Below are 17,677 nucleotides of genomic sequence, written 5' to 3'. Positions count from 1 at the left end.
GTGGGTTCTGACAAGCAGCCGAGCGTCCTGGTGGTCGACGACGAACCCAGCCTCGTCAGGGTGGTGGAGGGCTACCTGACCAAGGATGGGTTCACCGTGCGCACCGCCGGCGACGGCGAGACGGCGCTCACACTCGCTCGGGAATTTGAGCCTGACGTGGTTGTGCTCGACCTGGGGCTGCCCGGCATGGACGGCGTCGAGGTGTGCCGGCAGCTGCGGACGTTCAGCAGCTGCTACATCCTGATGTTGACCGCGCGCGCCGACGAGGTGGACATGCTCATCGGGCTCGCGGTGGGAGCCGACGACTACGTCACCAAACCCTTCTCCGCCCGCGCACTGGTCGCGCGGGTCAGGACGCTGCTGCGGCGACCGCGGACCCCAGCCGGCGCCACGGCACAGGAAGCCTCGGAGGCACGCGTCTTCGGGGACCTGACGGTGGACGTTCCGGCGCGCGAAGTGCGCGTCGCAGGCTCACTGGTGGCGTTGACGCGCACCGAGTACGACCTGCTTGAGGCGCTGAGCGGGAGTCCCCGCATCGTGTTCACCCGACAACAGTTACTCGACCGCGTCTGGAACGACACGACGGGCTCCGCCGCGAGCGACGAGCACCTCGTCGACATCCACGTCGGACACCTGCGTCGCAAGCTCGGCGACGATCCCCGCGACGCCCGCTACGTGCTGACCATCCGTGGGGTCGGCTATCGGATGGGCCCGGGATGACCGCCCCCCGAAAGGAGCCGCGACTCGCACGACTCGCCCTGGCCCCCCGACTCCTCCTCAACAACGTGCTCGTCATCCTGGCCGGCGCCGGCACCGTGCTCGTAGTGGTGCTCCTCGTCACCCCGTCGGTGTTCCAGCTCCACCTGGAAAGGGCCGGCGTCGCCACAGACTCAGACGCCCTGCAACACATCCTCATGGCGGTCCAGGACGCCGTCCTCGTGGCCGTGGGGATCGGCATCGCCGCCGCAGCGTTCACGGCCGCAACCATCAGCTGGGTCGTGGCCCGCCGGCTCGCCGCTCCCGTGTGGGCCGCCGCAGACACCAGCCGTCGACTCGCGGACGGACACCTGGACGCCCGGGTGCTCGATCCCGGTATGGGCCCCGAGTTCGCCACCCTGGCCGCGTCGGTCAACGAGCTGGCCGAGCGACTCCAGACCACCGAGGACACCCGCCGCGCACTCACCGCCGACCTGGCCCACCAGCTCCGCACCCCCATCGCCTCCATCGAAGCCACCATCGAAGCCGTCCGCGACGACGTATTGCCCGCCGACCACCAGACCTGGGACACCCTCGCCGCCCAGAGCACCCGGCTCCGGCGCCTCGTCGCCGACCTCGAGGTGGTCTCCCGCGCCGAGGAACGTCAACTGCTCCTCAGCGCCGAACCCGTTCCTGTCCGCACCTTGGTCGACGCTGCCGTTGCCGCACACGGGGAGAGCTACCGGTCCGCCGGCGTCCGGATCGATGCCTCCGTCACCGACAACACCCCTCGCGTGTTGGTCGACCCCGAACGAATCCAGGAAGTCCTCGGCGGCCTACTCGACAACGCGCTCCGCTGCACCCCGGCCGGCGGCACCGTCACCATGGCCGGTCGGCCCAGCCCATCCGGGGACTCGGCGGTCATCACAGTGACCGACACCGGCATCGGCCTCACCCCCGCCGAAGCGGGGCAGATCTTCCGCCGCTTCGCGAAAGCTGGCGACAGTCCCGGCTCCGGCCTTGGGCTGACCATCGCCCGCGCCATCGTCGAGGCCCACCACGGGACCCTCACCGCTGACAGCGCCGGCCCCGGCACCGGCGCCCGATTCACGATCACCCTCCCTGCCAGCGGTTCCAGGCGAACCCCACACTGATGCAGGCAGAACGAGCAACACCAGATCCCAATCCACCCGTTGAGGCTGTACAGGCCGTTGGCGGGACAGGAGAATGCCCTTCACCCCGGCCCTCGACTTCTTGATCGAAGCCGAGGGGATAGTTGAACAGATCCATACATTGCCAAGGGACAGTGGTCTTATCGGCCGGAAGGACCGGCACCCGAACGAAGGAGACCACCATGATCACCAAGCGCAAGATCGCTGCCCTGGCCACCGCCGCCGCGGCAGTCGTCGCCATGACCGCCACCACCGCCGGAGCAGCCGAACCAACCGGACGCGAGTTCGCTGGTCACGTCCGCATGATGGCCCAGTCAGACATGGGCTTCAACGGCACCCACAACCCCGGCATGCATCAGGGATTCTCCGGCTGGGAGAACCACCACTCCTCCTGACCAGAAGGGTCAGATCGTCACGCGGTCCCCGCCAGGCCCCAGGCCGGGCGGGGATCCTATTGACTCGAGCGGCTCAACGCCGCACCACTGGCGCAACGAGCGTCGAAACACCCTGCCCTACACAAAACCTCCTCGGCACGGCGCCCAGCAAGGCTCACCCCGCCGGACTACAGAAGCTGCAGTGTGGTCAGGCAGGTGGGACCCTCAGCGTCGGAGGAGAAGCGGCTCTCGGCGCGCTTTCCGTCCTTGGTGACGACGACGGTGCCCGCGATGTCCTTCGGGATCCAGAAGCCGACGAACCCGTTGGCGTAGGTGGTGGCGTCCTCGTCGATGAGCACCTCCCCCGAATCGGTGGTGATCTTCACGCGCACCTCGGCATTTGCCAACTCCCCCTGGCACGTGCCGAGGTTGTGGAAGTAGCACTCGTGGGTGGTGGTCTCGTACGGCGCTATCGACAGGTAGAACTGGTCACCGTCGAGGGGCAGCGCGGCCTCGGTGGTTCCGTCGCTGAGCAGCAGCTCGTCGTAGCGCACCGACGCGGCCAGCGGGAGCGGGCGCTGGGCGGCGACCTGGTCCAGCGCTTCCACGACCTCTCGGCCGCTCTTCCCCGCCAACCCCTGCGCCGCGAGCAGCGTCCCGGCGTCCCCCGCCGCGACGCTCGGCGCCGCCATCGACGCGGACGTGATCGGGGCCTCGGGTGCGGAGCACGCCGACAGCGCGAGGACAGTGACTAGTGGCGCAGCGATGCGAACGGTCAGATCAATGAGGCGCATGCGTTTCTCCAGGTTCGAACGTGTCAAGTGAAATCGAGGTGGGCCGCGTTCCGCGGCACCCACGTCGCACAGGTCGTCCGCCCAGCATGCCCCACACCCACGCAGCGTCAGTGGTGCGCTTGGTCAAGATCCAGTCAAGAAGTTCCAGTTCCGACATGGCTGGTCACCCGCGTAGAGCCCTCAACCGCTACCATCGATCTATGACGATGATAGCAATTTCAGAGGATGCGTCCTCGGTTGAGGATCTGTCGGTGGCCGCTGCCTTCTTCCACGGCCTGTCGGACCCGTCGCGGCTGGCGATCCTGCAGCACCTCACGTTGGGCGAGCATCGGGTGCGTGACCTGACCGAGCACCTCGGGTTGGCACAGTCGACCGTGAGCGCTCACCTGGCGTGCCTGCGGGAGTGCGGCCTCGTCGAGTCGCGGCCGGAGGGGCGCGCATCGGTGTTCTCGTTGGTGGGCGCCCCCGAGTTGATGGGTGTATTGGCCGCAGCGGAGCGACTCCTGGAGTCGACCGGGAACGCGGTCGCGCTGTGCCCGAACTATGGCGTCGGCACCACCACGAACCCCACACCCGAGCAGATGAAGACCCATGTGCCGGAGGGTCCGCGATGACCGGGCCAACTCCGAGCGGACGCGACCTTGAGCAACGCGAGGACTGCGAGAGCGCGTGCGGGTGCGAGGCCTCGCCCGGTGTCGGCGGCGATGCTGATGGCGAGGCCGTCGAGCGCTGGTGGCAGGTGCGCGACATCCGGTTCGGATTGGTCTCCGGCGCGTTCCTGCTGGCGGGCTTCGTCGCTGGGCTGCTCGGCTGGGAGGTCGCCGCACTCGTGTTGGGCGTTGCGGCGCTTCTGGTGGGGGCGTCGACGTTTGTGCCGGGAGCCCTCAAGAGGCTGGCCCGCGGCAAGCTCGGGGTTGGGCTGCTGATGACGATCGGCGCCGTGGGCGCCACCGCCCTGGGTCAGATCGAGGAGGCCGCCATGCTGGCCTTCCTGTTCTCCCTGGCCGAGGGCCTGGAGGGCTACTCGTTGGCCAAGACCCGACACGGGTTGCGCGCCCTGCTGGATCTGGTTCCGCGGGAGGCCACGGTCCGACGCGGTGGTCGCGATGTGGTGCTCTGCCCCGACGAGCTCGCGGTCGGCGACCTGATGATCGTGAAACCCGGCGAGCGGCTGGCCACCGACGGCGCAGTGCGGGCCGGCAGGACGGCGCTGGACACATCGGCCATCACCGGCGAGTCGATGCCCGTCGAAGCCGGCCCCGGTGACCAGGTGTTCGCCGGTTCCATCAACGGCTCGGGCGTCCTCGAGGTCGATGTGACCGCCACCGCCAGCGACAACTCCCTTGCCCGGATCGTGCACATCGTCGAGGCCGAACAGTCCCGCAAGGGCGCCACGCAGCGGCTGGCCGACCGGATAGCCACACCGCTGGTCCCGGGCATCCTGATCGCCGCCGCCCTCACCGTCGTCGCGGGCTTCCTCCTCGGGGAACCGGCGCTGTGGCTGCAGCGGGCCCTGGTGATGGTGGTGGCCGCATCCCCCTGCGCGCTGGCCATCTCGGTTCCTGTGACCGCGGTGGCGTCCATCGGCGCGGCGAGCCGACGAGGGATCCTGATCAAGGGCGGCGCCGCGTTGGAGACGCTCGGCAAGGTCCGCACGATCGCCCTTGACAAGACCGGCACCCTGACCCGCAACCAGCCGGCCGTCACCGACGTCGCGCCCGCCGACGGCTACTCCCCCGCCGAAGTTCTCGGCCTGGCCGCCGCACTGGAGGCGCGAAGCGAACACCCGCTGGCCCGCGCAATCCTGGCTGCCGTCGACGAGGTGCGCGCAGCCGATGAGGTGACCGCCGAGGTGGGATCGGGACTCACCGGCCAGCGGGACGGGCGCCGCCTCCGGCTGGGGCGCCCCGGCTGGATCGGCCCCGGCCCCCTCGCCGCGCACGTGACCCGCATGCAGGACGCCGGCGCCACCGCAGTCATCGTGGAAGTCGACGGCATCCCCGTCGGGGCGATCGCCGTCCGCGACGAACTGCGCCCAGAAGCCACCGAAGTCATGGCGCAACTCCGCGGGGGTGGCTACACGGTGGTCATGCTCACCGGCGACAACGACGCCACCGCCCGCGCCATCGCACGAGAGGCCGGGATCAGTGAGGTGTACGCCGACCTGCGCCCGGAGGACAAGTCCGCGATCATCGAGCGGCTCCGCGGGAGCGGCCGATCGACGGCGATGGTCGGCGACGGCGTCAACGACGCCCCCGCACTTGCCACCGCCGACGTCGGCGTGGCGATGGGGGCGATGGGCACCGACGTGGCCATCGAAACCGCCGACGTCGCCCTGATGGGTGACGACCTTCGGCTCCTCCCCCACGCACTCGACCACGCCCGACGCACCCGCCGCATCATGCTCCAGAACATGAGCCTCTCGATCGCACTCATCACGATCCTCATCCCGCTCGGGCTCTTCGGAGTACTGGGGCTGGCGGCCGTTGTCCTCATCCACGAAGTCGCCGAGGTGTTCGTGATCGGCAACGGCATCCGGGCCGGCCGCACCACTGCCCTGCCCCCGATCACTGCACCTGCCCTCCGGACAGAACTCGAGACGGTCCGAGCGTGAGTGACCCACACGACCACACCCACGCCGCCCCGGCGACCAACCGGACCAGGCTTGCGATCGCTTTCGGGATCACCGCCACCATCCTCATCGCCGAAGTCATCGGCGCATGGTGGACCAACAGCCTCGCGCTCCTCGTCGACGCCGGCCACATGCTCACCGACGCCTCCGGCCTGCTCATGGCACTCATCGCCGCCTCCCTGACGCTGCGCCCACCCACACCAGAGCGGACCTGGGGCTATCGCCGCGCCGAAGTGCTCGCCGCCGGCGCCCAATCCGCGGTCCTGCTCGCCGTCGGCATCTACGCCTTCATCGAAGGCGTCCGCCGGCTGTCCGACCCCGCAGAGGTCACCGCCGGCGGGCTGCTGGTGTTCGGGATCGTCGGACTCGTCGGCAACATCGTCGCCATCCTCGTCCTCAGCACGGGCCGCGCAGCGAACCTCAACATGCGGGCCGCATTCCTCGAAGTGGTCAACGACGCCCTCGGATCCGTCGCCGTCATCATCAGCGCGATCGTCATCTCACTCACAGGCTGGACCCGCATCGACGCCCTCGCCGGCATGCTGATCGCCGCCCTGATCATCCCCCGCGCCATCACGATCCTCAAAGAAGCCGGCGGGATCCTGCTCGAATCCACCCCCAAAGGCCTGAACCTCGACGACGTCCGCCGACACATCCTTCAGGTCCCGCACGTCATCGGGGTGCACGACCTGCACGCCTCCACCATCGCCACCGGACTACCCGTCCTCACCGCCCACGTCGTCGTCGACGAGACCTGCTTCACACAGGGCCACGTCTCCCAGAAGCTTCGGGATCTGCAGACCTGCGTCGCCGAACACTTCGACGTCAGCGTCGAACACTCCACCTTCCAGATCGAGCCCCCCTCCCATAGCACCCTGGAACGCTCCGCGCACCATTGAGAACGGTCCTCCAAGGAGACCAGGCCTGCGGTTATCGTCGCTACAACTTCAGCCGGAGAGAAGGCACCATGCCCATCCGTTCCATCCTTCTGTTCGTCGTCGCCGCGTTCTTTGAGATTGGCGGCGCGTGGCTGGTCTGGCAAGGGGTACGCGAGCACAGGGGCTGGGTCTGGATCGGCGCCGGCGTGGTCGCTCTTGGCCTGTATGGGTTCGTGGCCACCCTTCAACCCGACGCCAACTTCGGCCGGATCCTTGCCGCCTACGGCGGCGTGTTCGTCGCCGGCTCCCTGATCTGGGGCATGGCCTTCGACAGGTTCCGCCCCGACCGCTGGGACACCGTTGGCGCCCTCATCTGCCTGGCCGGCGTGGCGGTCATCATGTACGCGCCACGGCCACTGTGAGCACTGTTGTTCGCTCCCCAGACTGTGGCCCCCACCAGGGCGTTGCAGAACGTCGCCCCGATGACCAATCCGAGGGGTGTCACTTCAGGCGGGTGGTGATCTCGTCGAGGAGTTCCTGCGGGTCGAGCCACATGGAGGGGTAGTTGCCGTACCAGCGCTGGACGCCGTCGCCGTCGATGAGAACGAAGCCGTGTCCCGGCATCCCGGGGTGCATGCCCTTGTCGAGGACGTCGTAGGCCTTGGACACCGTGCCGTCGTCGAGGAGATACGGGGTCGTGACGCCGAACTGCTGCATGTCGGGCAGGATCTGCTCGGCGGTGTTCATGACGATGGGCAGCACCTCGATGCCGGCCTCGGCGAATCCGGGGTTCTTCTCGATCTCGGCCATCTGCATGGTGCAGGACGCGCAGCCGGCGCCCTCGTTGAAGTAGATCAGGACCGGTGCGGGGCGCAGGTCGCTGAGGGTGACGCTGGTGCCGGCGGTGGTGGTGAGCGTGAAGTCGGGGGCGAGCCGCTGGGTGTCGCCCTGCTCGGGGATCGCTGTCCACAGTCCGTAGCCGACGACGGTCAGCACGATCACGGTGACCAGCGCACCGATCATCCTGGTCCAGGTGCGGCGCGTCTTGTCGCGGTGCGTCTCGGCCTGCTGGCGGGCTGTGAGTTGCTCGCGTCGGGAGGGGGTGGTGGTCGAGGTCATCGTGGCTCCTGGGAGGGGACGGTGGGTGCGCCGGTCTCCTCAGGCGCAGGATGTTGTGAGGTTTCGGTGTCGCAGCATTCGTGGGGCGAGGCCACGGGTTCGGTGTGTCGGCGGTCGCGGAGGGTGGCGACGACGAACACAGCCACGAGGGCGAGCAGCGCTAGGCCGAGGACGGTTTCGGGGATGGGGGCGGTGATCGCGATCAGCCACGCGAAGACGACGCTGAGCCAGGCACCCATACCGACGAGGGGGGCGTCGGCGCCGGTCATCTCGGTGGCGCCCGCCTGGCCGATCACCAGGATGCCCATGATCACGAACCCGACTGCGACCACCAGGTTGACGGTGTTGGTGGCCAGCGTGAAGCGCCCCAGGCTGATCCGGATCGGCTTGGCGCGGAGGCGGCGCATCCGCTCGGGTCGCTTGTCCCACAGCAGCGCCATCACGAACAGTGGGATCACCATGCCGAACACGTAGGCCAGACCCAGCACCAGGCCGCCCACGGGCGAACCGGACAGCGCGGACAGGGTCATCACTCCGGCCAGGACCGGTGCGCAGCAGCTGGAGGCGATGCCGGAGAACACACCGAGGCTGAAGAAGGTGGCTGTGTCGCCGCGGGCAGTGTCGGGTGCGCGGAGGAACGACGGCATCGACCACATCGCCCCCGACAGCGCCAGCAGCCCGAGTCCGATCATCAGCAGGCCACCCGCCCAGTACAGGACGACGTGGTACATGGCGATGGCGCCCGCGATCAGGCTCACGCCCATCGTGATCGGGACCAGGACCGCCGCCAGGCCCGCGGCGAACACGAAGGTCAACGGGATCAGTCTCCAGCGGCGGTTCTTCGCCGCGGCCGCCAGGTAGCTGGGGGCAAGGAACACGATGCAGCACGGCGCGAACAGCGCGACCCCGCCGGCGAGGAACGCCGCCAGGATTCCGCCGGCGCTGAGCAGGTCGGCGCCCATCAGCGGGCACCCAGGTGCTCAACGAGCCGCGCGAGCTTGCCGCGCGGGATCCGCCCGTCGTGGAAGTAGCGTCCCGCCACCAGGGTCAACGGGAACATGCCCGGGCGGTGCTCGGCAATCAGTTCCTGACCTTGCGGGGACTCCGCGGGGACTGTCGTGAGCCGAAGCAAACCGGCGCGGTCGAGGGCGTCGAGGCGGTGGTGGGCGTCGTCGCAGAAGTGGCACGCGGGCGTGGTGACCAGCGTGACGTCCACCACTTCGGTCGGGGCGGCCGCCAGGGCAGGTGCCGAGATCTCATTCACCCTTCCAGGATCAACCCGCCAGATCAGGGAACGGTTCAGGCCGGGTCAAGGTTCGGCCAAGAACAATCCCAGAGAGGTCGATCGAGGGGGGTTGGCGGGTAGGTGTGTGTCGATAATGGCTGTATGGCTGAGCCCCGCAGGTCGAGTGTGCTGGTGGTCGACGACGAGCGCCCCCTGGCCGGGATCGTCGCCTCGTACCTAAACAAGGCCGGCTTCGACACGGCCCTGGCCTACACCGGACCCGAGGGGGTCCGCTCCGCGCAGGAACTCGATCCCGACGTGATCATCCTTGACCTGGGTCTGCCCGGCATTGACGGGATCGAGGTGTGCCGCCAGGTCCGGTTGTTCTCCGACTGCTACATCCTGATGCTGACCGCCCGGGCCGACGAGGTCGACAAGCTGATCGGTTTGTCGGTGGGAGCCGACGACTACCTGACCAAGCCGTTCAGCCCCCGCGAGCTCGTTGCCCGCGTCAACACCGTGCTGCGACGTCCTCGCCGCCAGGCCCACGGCACAAAGCCCGCCGCGCCGCGCGAGTTCGGGCGGCTGCGGGTGGACGCGGAGGGCCGCGACGTGTGGATCGATGGAGAGGCGGTCGGTTTGACCCGCACCGAGTTCGACATCCTCGACGCGCTGTCGGCCCGACCCAACGTGGCGCTCAGCCGGCGGCAGATCATCGACGCGGTGTGGGGCGCGGGCTGGGTCGGCGACGATCACGTCGTCGACGTCCACGTGGCGAACCTGCGCAAGAAGCTCGACGATCCCCCCACCGAGCCGCGCTACATCCTCACCGTCCGCGGGGTCGGATACCGGATGGGAGCAGGGCGATGATGAGACTACGCGGCTACGTCTCCCGGATGCGGTGGGGCACCCGCACCTTCCTCACCCAGGCGCTGGTGGTCGCGGTCGGTGTCATCACCGCTGCCTTGGTCGCGATGGTGGTTGGGCCTCCGCTGTTCCACGAGCACCTGCAACAACTCGGGCACGCGGACGGCACCGCCGAGATGAGGCATGTGGAGCAGGCATTCCTGGACGCCGGCGTCCGCTCACTGGGCATCGGCCTGGTGGTCGCCTTGGCGCTGGCCATCGGCCTGGCCTGGCTCGAGACCCGGCGGCTCCGCCGCCCCCTCGAGCAACTGACCGCCGCCTCCGCCCTGCTGGAGGCAGGCGACTACACCGCCCGCGTCCCCCAGACCGCGACGAGTCCAGAGTTCAACGCCGTCGCAGACGCGTTCAACGACATGGCCAGCCGCCTGGACTCCACGGAAGCGAGCCGACGGCGGCTTCTCTCGGACGTGGCGCACGAGCTCCGCACCCCGCTGGCCACCCTGACCGCTGAGTTGGAGGCCGTCATCGATGATGTGGTCCCCTGGGATCAGGACAGCCAACAGTTGCTCACCCTCCAGGCCGCCCGGCTCAAGAAGATCGCCGCCGACCTGGACGACGTGTCCCGCGCCGAGGAGGGCCGGTTCACTCTGGATACCCAGACCCAGCCGGTGTGGGACCTCATCGAGCCCGCCGTCGCCTCCGTCGCCACCCGATACGCGGCAAAGGGAGTCACGCTATCTGCGGACTCGGACCCGGGCCTCATCGCAGCCGATCCGCAGCGGGTGGGTCAGATCCTGGGCAACCTCCTGGACAACGCGCTGCGGCACACCTCCGCCGGTGGGATCGTGCACATCAGCGCACGCGAGTCCAGGGACGAGACGGTGATCACCGTCACCGACACCGGCGACGGCCTCACTCCCGAGCAGATCTCGAAGGTGTTCGAGAGGTTCTACCGCGCCGACACGGCACGGGCCCGCGATGCGGGCGGTTCCGGGATCGGGCTGACCATCGCCCGCAGCCTCGCCCTGGCCCACGGCGGTTCGCTGACAGCTACCAGCCCCGGCCCCGGACACGGCTCGACCTTCACACTGCACCTGCCCACCGCGCCAGCACCTGAGCGGGTCTTGATCGATTCTTGACCTCCCACGGGTTGGCTCTTGAGCTGATCGTTCATAGCCTCGAAGTTAGGACCGGCGGCCCCCGTCGGCCAGGAATGGAGCATCTTTCATGACACGCACGAAGCGGATCACTGCCACTTTGGCGGGACTGGTCCTGACGGCCACCCTGGCGGCCTGCGGAAACCAGAGCGCCACTCCCCCGGCCGCGACCACCTCACCGACAGCAACCACCTCCGCCACCGCCACCGCCGCCACGGAGCCCGATTCGGCGAGCGCCTCCTCGGACGTGGCCGCCGACCACAGCGACCAGGACACCACGTTCGCGCAGATGATGATCATCCATCACGAAGGCGCCATCGAAATGTCCCAGCTGGCGATCGAACGTGCCGAAACCCCAGAGGTTGTGGCCCTCGCGGAGCGCATCGCCGAGGCCCAGGGCCCGGAGATCGACGAGTTGACCGCCTGGCTCAGCACCTGGGATGAGGACGTCTCCCCCGGTGGGCATGGCGGCATGGACATGGGCGGCATGGACATGAACGGAATGAGCCAGGACGAGATGATGACCCAACTCGACGGCATGTCCGGCGCCGACTTTGATCAGGCGTTCCTCGAGGCCATGATCGCCCACCATGAGGGTGCGATCGGGATGTCCGAGCAGCAGTTGGCCGAAGGCCAGAACCCCGACGCGGTAGCCCTTGCCGAGAAGATCATCGCCGACCAGCAGACCGAGATCACCGAGATGCAGAGCATCCTCAGCAGCCTCTGACCAACCCCAGGCGCACAGAAGATGGGGCGCCCGCCCAGCCGTTGTGGCTGGACGGGCGCCCTTGTCGTTGCCCTCAGGGTGGCGCGAACGCCAAACCAGGGGGTTAGGCGGCTGGGCTGCTGGCGAGATGCTCGGCGTCGAAGAGGTCCTGGCAGCGTCGGCAGCAGAAGTAGAACCGATGGCCTTCGAGGTCGCGGAACAAGCCGGCCGTCTCTGCGGTGGACTTCAGGGTGGTGGTCCCGCGGACCGTGCAGGTGACCAGCTCGTCGCCTGGGCCGGCCACCACGTCGTGTTGACAGTGATGACCACCAGCCTGACCGCCGCCGGCGTGGCCGCCGCAGCAGCCTCCCTCCTGCTGGTTCCCCTGCTCGTGCTGGTGTCCGTGTCCGTGATTGCACATGTGCTTGGTCCTTTCATTTCATTGTGGTGTGGATCATCTGGTGGGTGAGGCGCTGTGGTGCCCCTCGTGGTCCTCGGTGCCGGATGCGCTGGCGGAGGCCGCCGGTGTTGGCGTGTCCGGTTGGTTGGGGGTGGCGGGGTTGAACAGTGGCCCGATCACGAAGGCGGACAGGGCGAACAGGGCGGTGAACACCGCGACCCCGATGGTGGGGGCCTTCCAGGTGCCGAATCGGCGATGCAGCCGTCGCAGCAGGGGGATGCTCAGCAGCAACCCGACCATGTAGAGCAGCGTGTTGCCGAGGAACCCGGTCAGGAGCGCGGCCCCGGCCAGGAAGCCGATGTGATGCATCACGTGCGGCGCCAGTCCCATCAGGGCGCCGACGGTGGCCCTGGTCCCGGCCCACAGCGCACCCCAGAACCCGCGACCACCCCTCACGGCTGTGGCCGGCTCGGTGATCGTGTCCATGGCGCCGCTCACCTCCCGACCGGGTGAGGGCTAAGGACGGCCGATTCGGAGCCGACAGGAGCATATGAGGGCGCAACTGCGGGGTGGAAGGCGTCTCGCAGGATCAGGGCGACGCCCAGAATGATACTGGCGATGCCGATCAGCTGCGCCTCGGTGAGGCCAAACAGGACGTGCGGGTTGATGCGTACCACCTCGGCGAGCAGCCGGGCCGCGCCGCTGAGCAGCAGGTAGGACCCGAACACCGCCAGCGGTCGCAGCCGACGCCCCAGCCCCCACAGGATGCCGGCGATCAGGAACGCACCGGCCGCCTCATACAGCTGGACCGGATGCACCGGAACGTCCACCGGCACCACCCCGTTGGGGAACGCCATCCCCCAGGGCAGATCGGTGGGTGTGCCGTAGGTGCCGTCCCCGGCCAGGAAGCAGCCGATCCGGCCGATGCCGTAGGCCACCGACAGCGGCGCCGCCATCGCGCCCGCCACCCGTCCAAGGGGGAGGTTGTGGCGTCGAGTCATCACGATCACCGCGATCGCCCCCGCGATCAGGCCCCCGTACCAGACGAACCCCGAGCCGCCGAGCAGGTGCCAACTGAAGTTGTCCCAGTTCGCGATCAGGTAGTACACCTTGGCGCCGACGAAGCCCCACACCGTCGCCCACAACGCGATCGAATGCGCCAAGTCCTTGTCGTAGCCGATCCGCGCGAACGCGCGCCCCAGCAGATAGGCGCCGACCAGCAGCGCAAGCGCCTTGCTCAGCCCATAGGACTGGATCCCCACACCGAATATCGAGAACACCTCAGGCCACACAGCCCGCTCCCATCGTCGAAATACTTCCAGGCGCACGCGGTGACCGCGCGGCCTCACTGACCAGTCTCAACCGGTGACGTCAAGCAACGAGCAGGACCTGGACAAGGTTTGGTCAAGATCCCCGTCCCCAGCCCGGACGAGGGTTGCCCAGCGGTGAAGGCTCGGAATCTTGACCGAAGTCTGACCCCATGACGGTGATTTCCGCACTGCATCGTGCCTACCCTGATGACATACCCCTTGGGGGTGTCGTGGCGCCGCCACGGGTCAGCCGACACCACGGCTCGGGTCGATGAGGAATGTGCCCCTGTGGCGGTCGGCGAAGCCCACTGGCGGGTGCGTGACAGAGTCACAGGGATTCGAAGGCGGTGATCGACATGGGTTCAAGCGGCGCCTCCTCTGATGGCGTTCGAGCGGATGTGGTCCTCGCGGGGACGGCGATCTCCAAGACCTACCGGCAGGGGCTGTGGCCGGTTGTGCGGCGCAACCACGTGCTCGACGGTGTGTCACTGTCGCTGAGCCGCGGCGAGGTCGTCGGGCTGGTCGGAGAGAATGGATCGGGCAAATCCACGCTCATGCAGATCCTGGTCGGGGCGTTGGCAGCCGACGCCGGCACCGTGGAGCTGCAGGGGGCCTTGGGGTACTGTCCACAGCGGCCGGTGGTGTTCGAGCGCCTGACCTGCGATGAACATTTCGAGCTCTTCGCGGTGGCCTATGGGATGAGCCGGGAAGAGCGGCTCCGGGCACAGGGAACCTTGTACGAGGAACTTGACTTCGGACGATACGCGCACGAGCGGGCGGACCGGCTCTCCGGGGGCACCCTAGCGAAACTGAACCTCGCCCTGGCTCTGCTACCGGACCCGTCCGTGCTGCTGCTGGACGAGCCGTATGCCGGGTTCGACTGGGACACCTACCTCCGGTTCTGGGAACTCGTCGCACGCGGGCGCGCGTCCGGCCGGGCAGTGCTGGTGATCAGTCACTTCATCGCCGACGAGGCACGGTTCGACCGCATCATCGAGCTGCGTGACGGGCAGGCGATCCCGAAATGACCGCGGTCGGGGTGCTGACCCGCCGATTCCTCCTGGACTACGTCCGCAACCCGGTGAACCTGGTGGTCCTGGTTCTGATCCCGGTCGTGTTCGTGTGGGTGGCCGCGGAACCCATGGCCGACGCCGCGAAACTGCTGGGCGGCACCGGCCGGGCAGTCGAGACCGCGACCACCGGCTGGGCCGCCGCGTTCCTGGCGGCGCTGGCGATGTTCTTCCAGATTGGCCAGGCGAGATCGGCGGACCGTCGCCTGGTCCTCGCGGGCCTCCCCGCCCCAGCCCTCGTTGTCGCCCGGATGTCGACCGGCCTGCTGATCGCCGCGCTGGCCTCCACAGCGGCCCTGGCGACGCTCTTCCTGCGCACCGCAGTCGACGATCCGCTCCGCGTCGCGGCCGGCACGCTGATGTTCGCCGTGATCTACGTCGGGATCGGCGTCGCGGTCGGATCGGTCGTCAAGGACCAGGTCAACGGCACCGTGGTGATCCTGCTCGTCTGGATCCTCGACGTGTTCTTCGGACCGGCGCTCACCTCGCCCGACCGGGTGGAGATCACCCGCTGGACGCCGACCCACTTCGTCACACTGTGGATGGTGGACCTGCCCTCGGGCCACGGCGGAAACCTCGGCGATCTCGGAATCGCGTTGGCGTGGGTCGGCGGTGCCCTCCTGGCGAGCGGGCTTCTCCTGGCACGCGCGACCCGCAACGTTCGGCGCCCGCACGGCTCCCGTCGGCCCGGCTGGGCGGGACAGGTCGGAAAGACCTTCCGGATGGGGCTGCGACAGTACCGACGCAACCCAGCCCTCTGGGTCCTCCTCGTGACCGTGCCGGTGATCTTCATCTGGCTGTCAAAACTCATCACCGAAGAGCGGTACTCCGTGATGCGGGTGATCGACGGCGGACAGGAGGTCGACATGCGGTTCTGGCTGCCTGACACGCACGCCGGAACCATGGCGCCGATCGCGGTGGCCTCGCTGGCCGCCGTGGCTGGGCTGTTCATCGCCCTCAACAACCGGGATGGGGATCGCCGCCTGGTCCAGGCCGGGATGCGCCGATCCGCACTGTTGGTCGGCCGCTTCGGGGAGGTCGCAGCCGCGGTCCTCGTCGCAGCGGCAGCATCCCTGACAATCACGGCCATGGTGTTCACGGCCCGTCAATGGGCGGGATTCATCGCCGGCACCCTGCTGATCGGAGCCGTCTACGCACTGCTGGGGATGTGCCTCGGATTCCTCCTTGGACGCGTCACGGGAGTACTGATCGCATTCGTCATCCCCTTCCTGGATCTCGGTATCACGCAGAGCCCGATGCTGCGGCTGGAACCTGAACCGCACTGGGTCTGATGGAGACTCGTGCTATTTGATTCCTACCAGCTGTTTGCGGTCGGTTTGGCCAGCATAGAACGCCTGCTCGAACTCGGCGGGCGGGATGTCGCCGAGGTAGCCGTGGAGGCGCTGCGTGTTGTGCCAGTGCACCCAGCCCAGGGTTGCGAGTTCGAGGTCCTCCGCGGTCTTCCAGGGGCCTGGTCGGGCGGGTCCGCGGACGAGTTCGGCCTTGTAGTAGCCGTTCACGGTCTCGGCGAGGGCGTTATCGTAGCTGTCGCCGACGGTCCCGATCGAGGGGGTGGCGCCGATCTCGGCGAGCCGTTCGCCGTAGCGGATCGATGTGAATTGGCTGCCCGCGTCGCTGTGACAGCGCAGGTCGTCGTGGTGGGTGCCGCGACCCCAGCGGGCCATCTCGATCGCGTCGAGGATCATCTCGGTGCGCATGTGTGAAGCGCATCGCCAGCCGACGATCATCCGGGAGAACGCGTCGATGATGAAGCACACGTAGGCCACCCCGGCCCACGTCGCCACGAACGTCAGATCGGTCACCCAGAGCCGGTTCGGTGCCGGCGCGGTGAACTCCCGCTGCACCAGGTCCGGGTGCCTGGGGGCGGCTGGATCGGCCTTGGTGGTCGTGACTCGCCTAGAACGCGTGGCGCCCTCGATACCGGCGGCACGCATCAACCGGCCGGTCTGGTCACGGCCGATGTCGATCCCGGCACGACGGGCGGCTTTCCACAGCTTGCGGACACCGTAGACGCGATAGTTGTCCTCCCACAGCCTCACCAGCTCCGGGACCAGGACAGCGTCGCTTATCGACCGCGCCGACGGGACACGATCCCTGGCGGCGTAGTAGGTGCTCGGAGCCACCTGCAACACGCTGCAGATGGGCTCGACTCCGAGCGGGCGACCCTCAACCATGTCGTCCTTGTTCGCGTCGATGAATGCGACTACTTCCGGTGTTGGCGGTCGAGCTCCGCCCCGAAGAAACTCGCTGCGCGCTTGAGTATTTCGTTAGCTCGGCGAAGCTCGCGGACCTCCTGCTCGAGCTCCCGCACGCGCCGGGCCTCGACGGTCGTCACGCCGGCGACGTGACCCTCATCGATGTCGGCCTGCTTGACCCACGACCGCACCGACTCGACGCCGTATCCGAGTTGCGCCGCGACGCGCTGCACCGTCCCATGCTCGGTCCCCAGCTCGGCCCGCAACGTTCGCACCATCCGGACCGCGGCGGCCTTCTCCTCCGGCGAGTACCGACGCGTCGTCGGCTTCCCTGCTGTCTGCTCTTTCGGCATAACCCCATCCTCGTTTCCAAGGTCAGGAGTCTCCAACAAACTCAGTGCGGTTCACTCCCCGGCTACGGGCCCTACCGCGTCCTCATCGACACCGGCCTCACCGACACCTTCGACGAAACGGGGGGCCTCCTCATCGCCGCGGTCTGGATCCTCGGGCTCACCTCAGTCGTCGTGGTCATGTTCAGCACCCGCACAAGCACCACAAAACCGATGCCCATAGGAAAGCACGCGCGGCCCGACCCCGGTCTTGCCTAGAACTTGACCACACCCAGACCAGTCCCGGACACAGCCCGGGGCACCATCGACCTGGACACGCGAAACCGACCAGAGAAGAGAGGGGTATTCGACGTGACGACGATGACACAGACCACCTACGGGGTGCGCGGACTCACTTGCTGGCGCTGCATGATCAGCGCCGTCGACGCAGTCCGCGCCCTACCCGGGGTCCACACCGTCGGCATGGATCTGAAGCCGCACGGCGAGTCGCTGTTGACCCTGGCCCCGGCCGGAGCCGTGACCTGCGACCAGGTCCGAGCCACCCTCGACCGCTCCGGGTTCGAGCTGACCCGACGCCGGCGCCGCCCACGACCCAGCCGACACGCCCCCACCACAGACCCGGTGGACGGTGGCCCGGGAATCTTGACCGAAGCCTGACCTCCTCTGGGTCGTTTCCGAACCTCACCGGGTCTACCCTCGAGTTATACCCCC

21 protein-coding genes and 1 other annotated feature are annotated in these 17,677 nt (G+C 68.2%); of the genes, 14 read left to right on the top strand and 7 right to left on the bottom strand.

Translation table 11 applies throughout. The features are described 5' to 3' along the window. The 3 genes from ACX1D3_RS08360 to ACX1D3_RS08350 all read left to right on the top strand — a co-directional run bounded on the left by ACX1D3_RS08360 (position 1) and on the right by ACX1D3_RS08350 (position 2,263). Positions 1-720 (top strand): response regulator, encoded by a 720-nt coding sequence (locus ACX1D3_RS08360; RefSeq protein WP_458996506.1) that lies wholly within the window; start codon positions 1-3, stop codon positions 718-720. Beyond that, on the top strand, positions 717-1,850 hold the full coding sequence (locus ACX1D3_RS08355) for a HAMP domain-containing sensor histidine kinase (protein WP_458993495.1): 1,134 nt from the start codon (positions 717-719) through the stop codon (positions 1,848-1,850). Before ACX1D3_RS08360 ends, ACX1D3_RS08355 begins: the two co-directional genes overlap by 4 nt. Before the next feature lie 200 nt (positions 1,851-2,050). After that, entirely contained in the window at positions 2,051-2,263 is a 213-nt protein-coding gene (locus tag ACX1D3_RS08350; protein ID WP_458993494.1) for a hypothetical protein, read from the top strand. 167 nt (positions 2,264-2,430) lie between these two features. Here the strand turns inward: ACX1D3_RS08350 and ACX1D3_RS08345 are convergent, their stop codons facing one another. Beyond that, positions 2,431-3,036, bottom strand: a complete 606-nt coding sequence (locus ACX1D3_RS08345; RefSeq protein ID WP_458993493.1) for a CueP family metal-binding protein — start codon at positions 3,034-3,036, stop codon at positions 2,431-2,433. A 200-nt stretch (positions 3,037-3,236) separates the two neighbouring features. Here ACX1D3_RS08345 and ACX1D3_RS08340 point away from each other — a divergent pair, with 200 nt between their 5' ends. From ACX1D3_RS08340 to ACX1D3_RS08325, 4 genes are all read left to right on the top strand, one after another. Then, on the top strand, positions 3,237-3,650 hold the full coding sequence (locus ACX1D3_RS08340; protein WP_458993492.1) for an ArsR/SmtB family transcription factor: 414 nt from the start codon (positions 3,237-3,239) through the stop codon (positions 3,648-3,650). Continuing rightward, positions 3,647-5,650, top strand: coding sequence for a heavy metal translocating P-type ATPase (locus tag ACX1D3_RS08335; RefSeq protein ID WP_458993491.1), 2,004 nt, complete (start codon positions 3,647-3,649; stop codon positions 5,648-5,650). Before ACX1D3_RS08340 ends, ACX1D3_RS08335 begins: the two co-directional genes overlap by 4 nt. Further along, positions 5,647-6,567 carry a cation diffusion facilitator family transporter gene (locus tag ACX1D3_RS08330; RefSeq protein WP_458993490.1) on the top strand — a complete coding sequence of 307 codons (921 nt, stop codon included), beginning with the start codon at positions 5,647-5,649 and terminating at the stop codon, positions 6,565-6,567. Before ACX1D3_RS08335 ends, ACX1D3_RS08330 begins: the two co-directional genes overlap by 4 nt. A gap of 68 nt (positions 6,568-6,635) precedes the next feature. Further along, a complete protein-coding gene (locus ACX1D3_RS08325; protein ID WP_458993489.1) occupies positions 6,636-6,968 on the top strand; it encodes a YnfA family protein in 333 nt (110 codons plus the stop codon). Positions 6,969-7,047: 79 nt separating this feature from the next. Here the strand turns inward: ACX1D3_RS08325 and ACX1D3_RS08320 are convergent, their stop codons facing one another. The 3 genes from ACX1D3_RS08320 to ACX1D3_RS08310 are packed head-to-tail and all read right to left on the bottom strand — an operon-like array spanning position 7,048 to position 8,929. Continuing rightward, positions 7,048-7,665 (bottom strand): peroxiredoxin family protein, encoded by a 618-nt coding sequence (locus ACX1D3_RS08320; protein ID WP_458993488.1) that lies wholly within the window; start codon positions 7,663-7,665, stop codon positions 7,048-7,050. Next, on the bottom strand, positions 7,662-8,627 hold the full coding sequence (locus tag ACX1D3_RS08315) for a cytochrome c biogenesis CcdA family protein (protein WP_458993487.1): 966 nt from the start codon (positions 8,625-8,627) through the stop codon (positions 7,662-7,664). The genes ACX1D3_RS08320 and ACX1D3_RS08315 overlap by 4 nt, the downstream gene beginning before the upstream one ends. Next, the gene (locus ACX1D3_RS08310) at positions 8,627-8,929 is read right to left on the bottom strand and encodes a glutaredoxin (protein ID WP_458993486.1); all 303 of its coding nucleotides are present in this window, start codon (positions 8,927-8,929) and stop codon (positions 8,627-8,629) included. The genes ACX1D3_RS08315 and ACX1D3_RS08310 overlap by 1 nt, the downstream gene beginning before the upstream one ends. Before the next feature lie 123 nt (positions 8,930-9,052). Between ACX1D3_RS08310 and ACX1D3_RS08305 the strand changes: the two genes are divergently transcribed. The 4 genes from ACX1D3_RS08305 (at position 9,053) to ACX1D3_RS08290 (ending at position 12,089) form a co-directional block, all read left to right on the top strand. Then, positions 9,053-9,760, top strand: a complete 708-nt coding sequence (locus tag ACX1D3_RS08305; protein WP_458993485.1) for a response regulator transcription factor — start codon at positions 9,053-9,055, stop codon at positions 9,758-9,760. Then, complete coding sequence (locus tag ACX1D3_RS08300; RefSeq protein WP_458993484.1) at positions 9,757-10,896, top strand: sensor histidine kinase; 1,140 nt, start codon at positions 9,757-9,759, stop codon at positions 10,894-10,896. The genes ACX1D3_RS08305 and ACX1D3_RS08300 overlap by 4 nt, the downstream gene beginning before the upstream one ends. Positions 10,897-10,984: 88 nt before the next feature. Further along, complete coding sequence (locus ACX1D3_RS08295; protein ID WP_458993483.1) at positions 10,985-11,641, top strand: DUF305 domain-containing protein; 657 nt, start codon at positions 10,985-10,987, stop codon at positions 11,639-11,641. A 127-nt stretch (positions 11,642-11,768) separates the two neighbouring features. Then, complete coding sequence (locus ACX1D3_RS08290) at positions 11,769-12,089, top strand: hypothetical protein (RefSeq protein ID WP_458993482.1); 321 nt, start codon at positions 11,769-11,771, stop codon at positions 12,087-12,089. Here the strand turns inward: ACX1D3_RS08290 and ACX1D3_RS08285 are convergent. Both ACX1D3_RS08285 and ACX1D3_RS08280 read right to left on the bottom strand, forming a co-directional pair. After that, a complete protein-coding gene (locus tag ACX1D3_RS08285; RefSeq protein ID WP_458993481.1) occupies positions 12,075-12,506 on the bottom strand; it encodes a hypothetical protein in 432 nt (143 codons plus the stop codon). The two genes, ACX1D3_RS08290 and ACX1D3_RS08285, sit on opposite strands and share 15 nt — an antisense overlap. An 8-nt stretch (positions 12,507-12,514) precedes the next feature. Beyond that, complete coding sequence (locus ACX1D3_RS08280) at positions 12,515-13,312, bottom strand: prolipoprotein diacylglyceryl transferase (protein ID WP_458993480.1); 798 nt, start codon at positions 13,310-13,312, stop codon at positions 12,515-12,517. Between the two features lie 374 nt (positions 13,313-13,686). Between ACX1D3_RS08280 and ACX1D3_RS08275 the strand changes: the two genes are divergently transcribed. Further along, positions 13,687-14,358, top strand: coding sequence for an ATP-binding cassette domain-containing protein (locus tag ACX1D3_RS08275; RefSeq protein WP_458996505.1), 672 nt, complete (start codon positions 13,687-13,689; stop codon positions 14,356-14,358). Next, entirely contained in the window at positions 14,355-15,692 is a 1,338-nt protein-coding gene (locus tag ACX1D3_RS08270) for an ABC transporter permease (protein WP_458993479.1), read from the top strand. The genes ACX1D3_RS08275 and ACX1D3_RS08270 overlap by 4 nt, the downstream gene beginning before the upstream one ends. 12 nt (positions 15,693-15,704) lie before the next feature. On the opposite strand, the gene ACX1D3_RS08265 is transcribed toward ACX1D3_RS08270, so the two are convergent. Continuing rightward, positions 15,705-16,969, bottom strand: a protein-coding gene (locus tag ACX1D3_RS08265; protein WP_458993478.1) for an IS3 family transposase whose coding sequence is annotated in 2 segments (ribosomal slippage) — positions 15,705-16,666 and positions 16,666-16,969 — 1,266 coding nt in all. Because the reading frame shifts where the segments join, the coding sequence is not laid out codon by codon here. Then, positions 16,536-16,670, bottom strand: a sequence feature (AL1L pseudoknot). (Overlaps the previous gene by 135 nt.) 348 nt (positions 16,970-17,317) lie before the next feature. Here ACX1D3_RS08265 and ACX1D3_RS08260 point away from each other — a divergent pair. Beyond that, a complete protein-coding gene (locus ACX1D3_RS08260; RefSeq protein WP_458993477.1) occupies positions 17,318-17,623 on the top strand; it encodes a heavy-metal-associated domain-containing protein in 306 nt (101 codons plus the stop codon). The last annotated feature ends 54 nt before the right edge of the window (positions 17,624-17,677 follow it).

Source organism: Tessaracoccus yangjingae (assembly GCF_054483935.1).
Note: the sequence above shows the minus strand (reverse complement) of the source record. Positions and strands in the feature narration are given on the sequence as shown.

Coding starts and splice junctions, on each gene's coding strand:
- ACX1D3_RS08355 (WP_458993495.1), top strand. CDS start 717: ATGACCGCCCCCCGAAAGGAGCCGCGACTCGCACGACTCGCCCTGGCC.
- ACX1D3_RS08350 (WP_458993494.1), top strand. CDS start 2,051: ATGATCACCAAGCGCAAGATCGCTGCCCTGGCCACCGCCGCCGCGGCA.
- ACX1D3_RS08345 (WP_458993493.1), bottom strand. CDS start 3,036: ATGCGCCTCATTGATCTGACCGTTCGCATCGCTGCGCCACTAGTCACT.
- ACX1D3_RS08340 (WP_458993492.1), top strand. CDS start 3,237: ATGACGATGATAGCAATTTCAGAGGATGCGTCCTCGGTTGAGGATCTG.
- ACX1D3_RS08335 (WP_458993491.1), top strand. CDS start 3,647: ATGACCGGGCCAACTCCGAGCGGACGCGACCTTGAGCAACGCGAGGAC.
- ACX1D3_RS08325 (WP_458993489.1), top strand. CDS start 6,636: ATGCCCATCCGTTCCATCCTTCTGTTCGTCGTCGCCGCGTTCTTTGAG.
- ACX1D3_RS08320 (WP_458993488.1), bottom strand. CDS start 7,665: ATGACCTCGACCACCACCCCCTCCCGACGCGAGCAACTCACAGCCCGC.
- ACX1D3_RS08315 (WP_458993487.1), bottom strand. CDS start 8,627: ATGGGCGCCGACCTGCTCAGCGCCGGCGGAATCCTGGCGGCGTTCCTC.
- ACX1D3_RS08305 (WP_458993485.1), top strand. CDS start 9,053: ATGGCTGAGCCCCGCAGGTCGAGTGTGCTGGTGGTCGACGACGAGCGC.
- ACX1D3_RS08300 (WP_458993484.1), top strand. CDS start 9,757: ATGATGAGACTACGCGGCTACGTCTCCCGGATGCGGTGGGGCACCCGC.
- ACX1D3_RS08295 (WP_458993483.1), top strand. CDS start 10,985: ATGACACGCACGAAGCGGATCACTGCCACTTTGGCGGGACTGGTCCTG.
- ACX1D3_RS08290 (WP_458993482.1), top strand. CDS start 11,769: ATGCTCGGCGTCGAAGAGGTCCTGGCAGCGTCGGCAGCAGAAGTAGAA.
- ACX1D3_RS08285 (WP_458993481.1), bottom strand. CDS start 12,506: ATGGACACGATCACCGAGCCGGCCACAGCCGTGAGGGGTGGTCGCGGG.
- ACX1D3_RS08275 (WP_458996505.1), top strand. CDS start 13,687: ATGGGTTCAAGCGGCGCCTCCTCTGATGGCGTTCGAGCGGATGTGGTC.
- ACX1D3_RS08270 (WP_458993479.1), top strand. CDS start 14,355: ATGACCGCGGTCGGGGTGCTGACCCGCCGATTCCTCCTGGACTACGTC.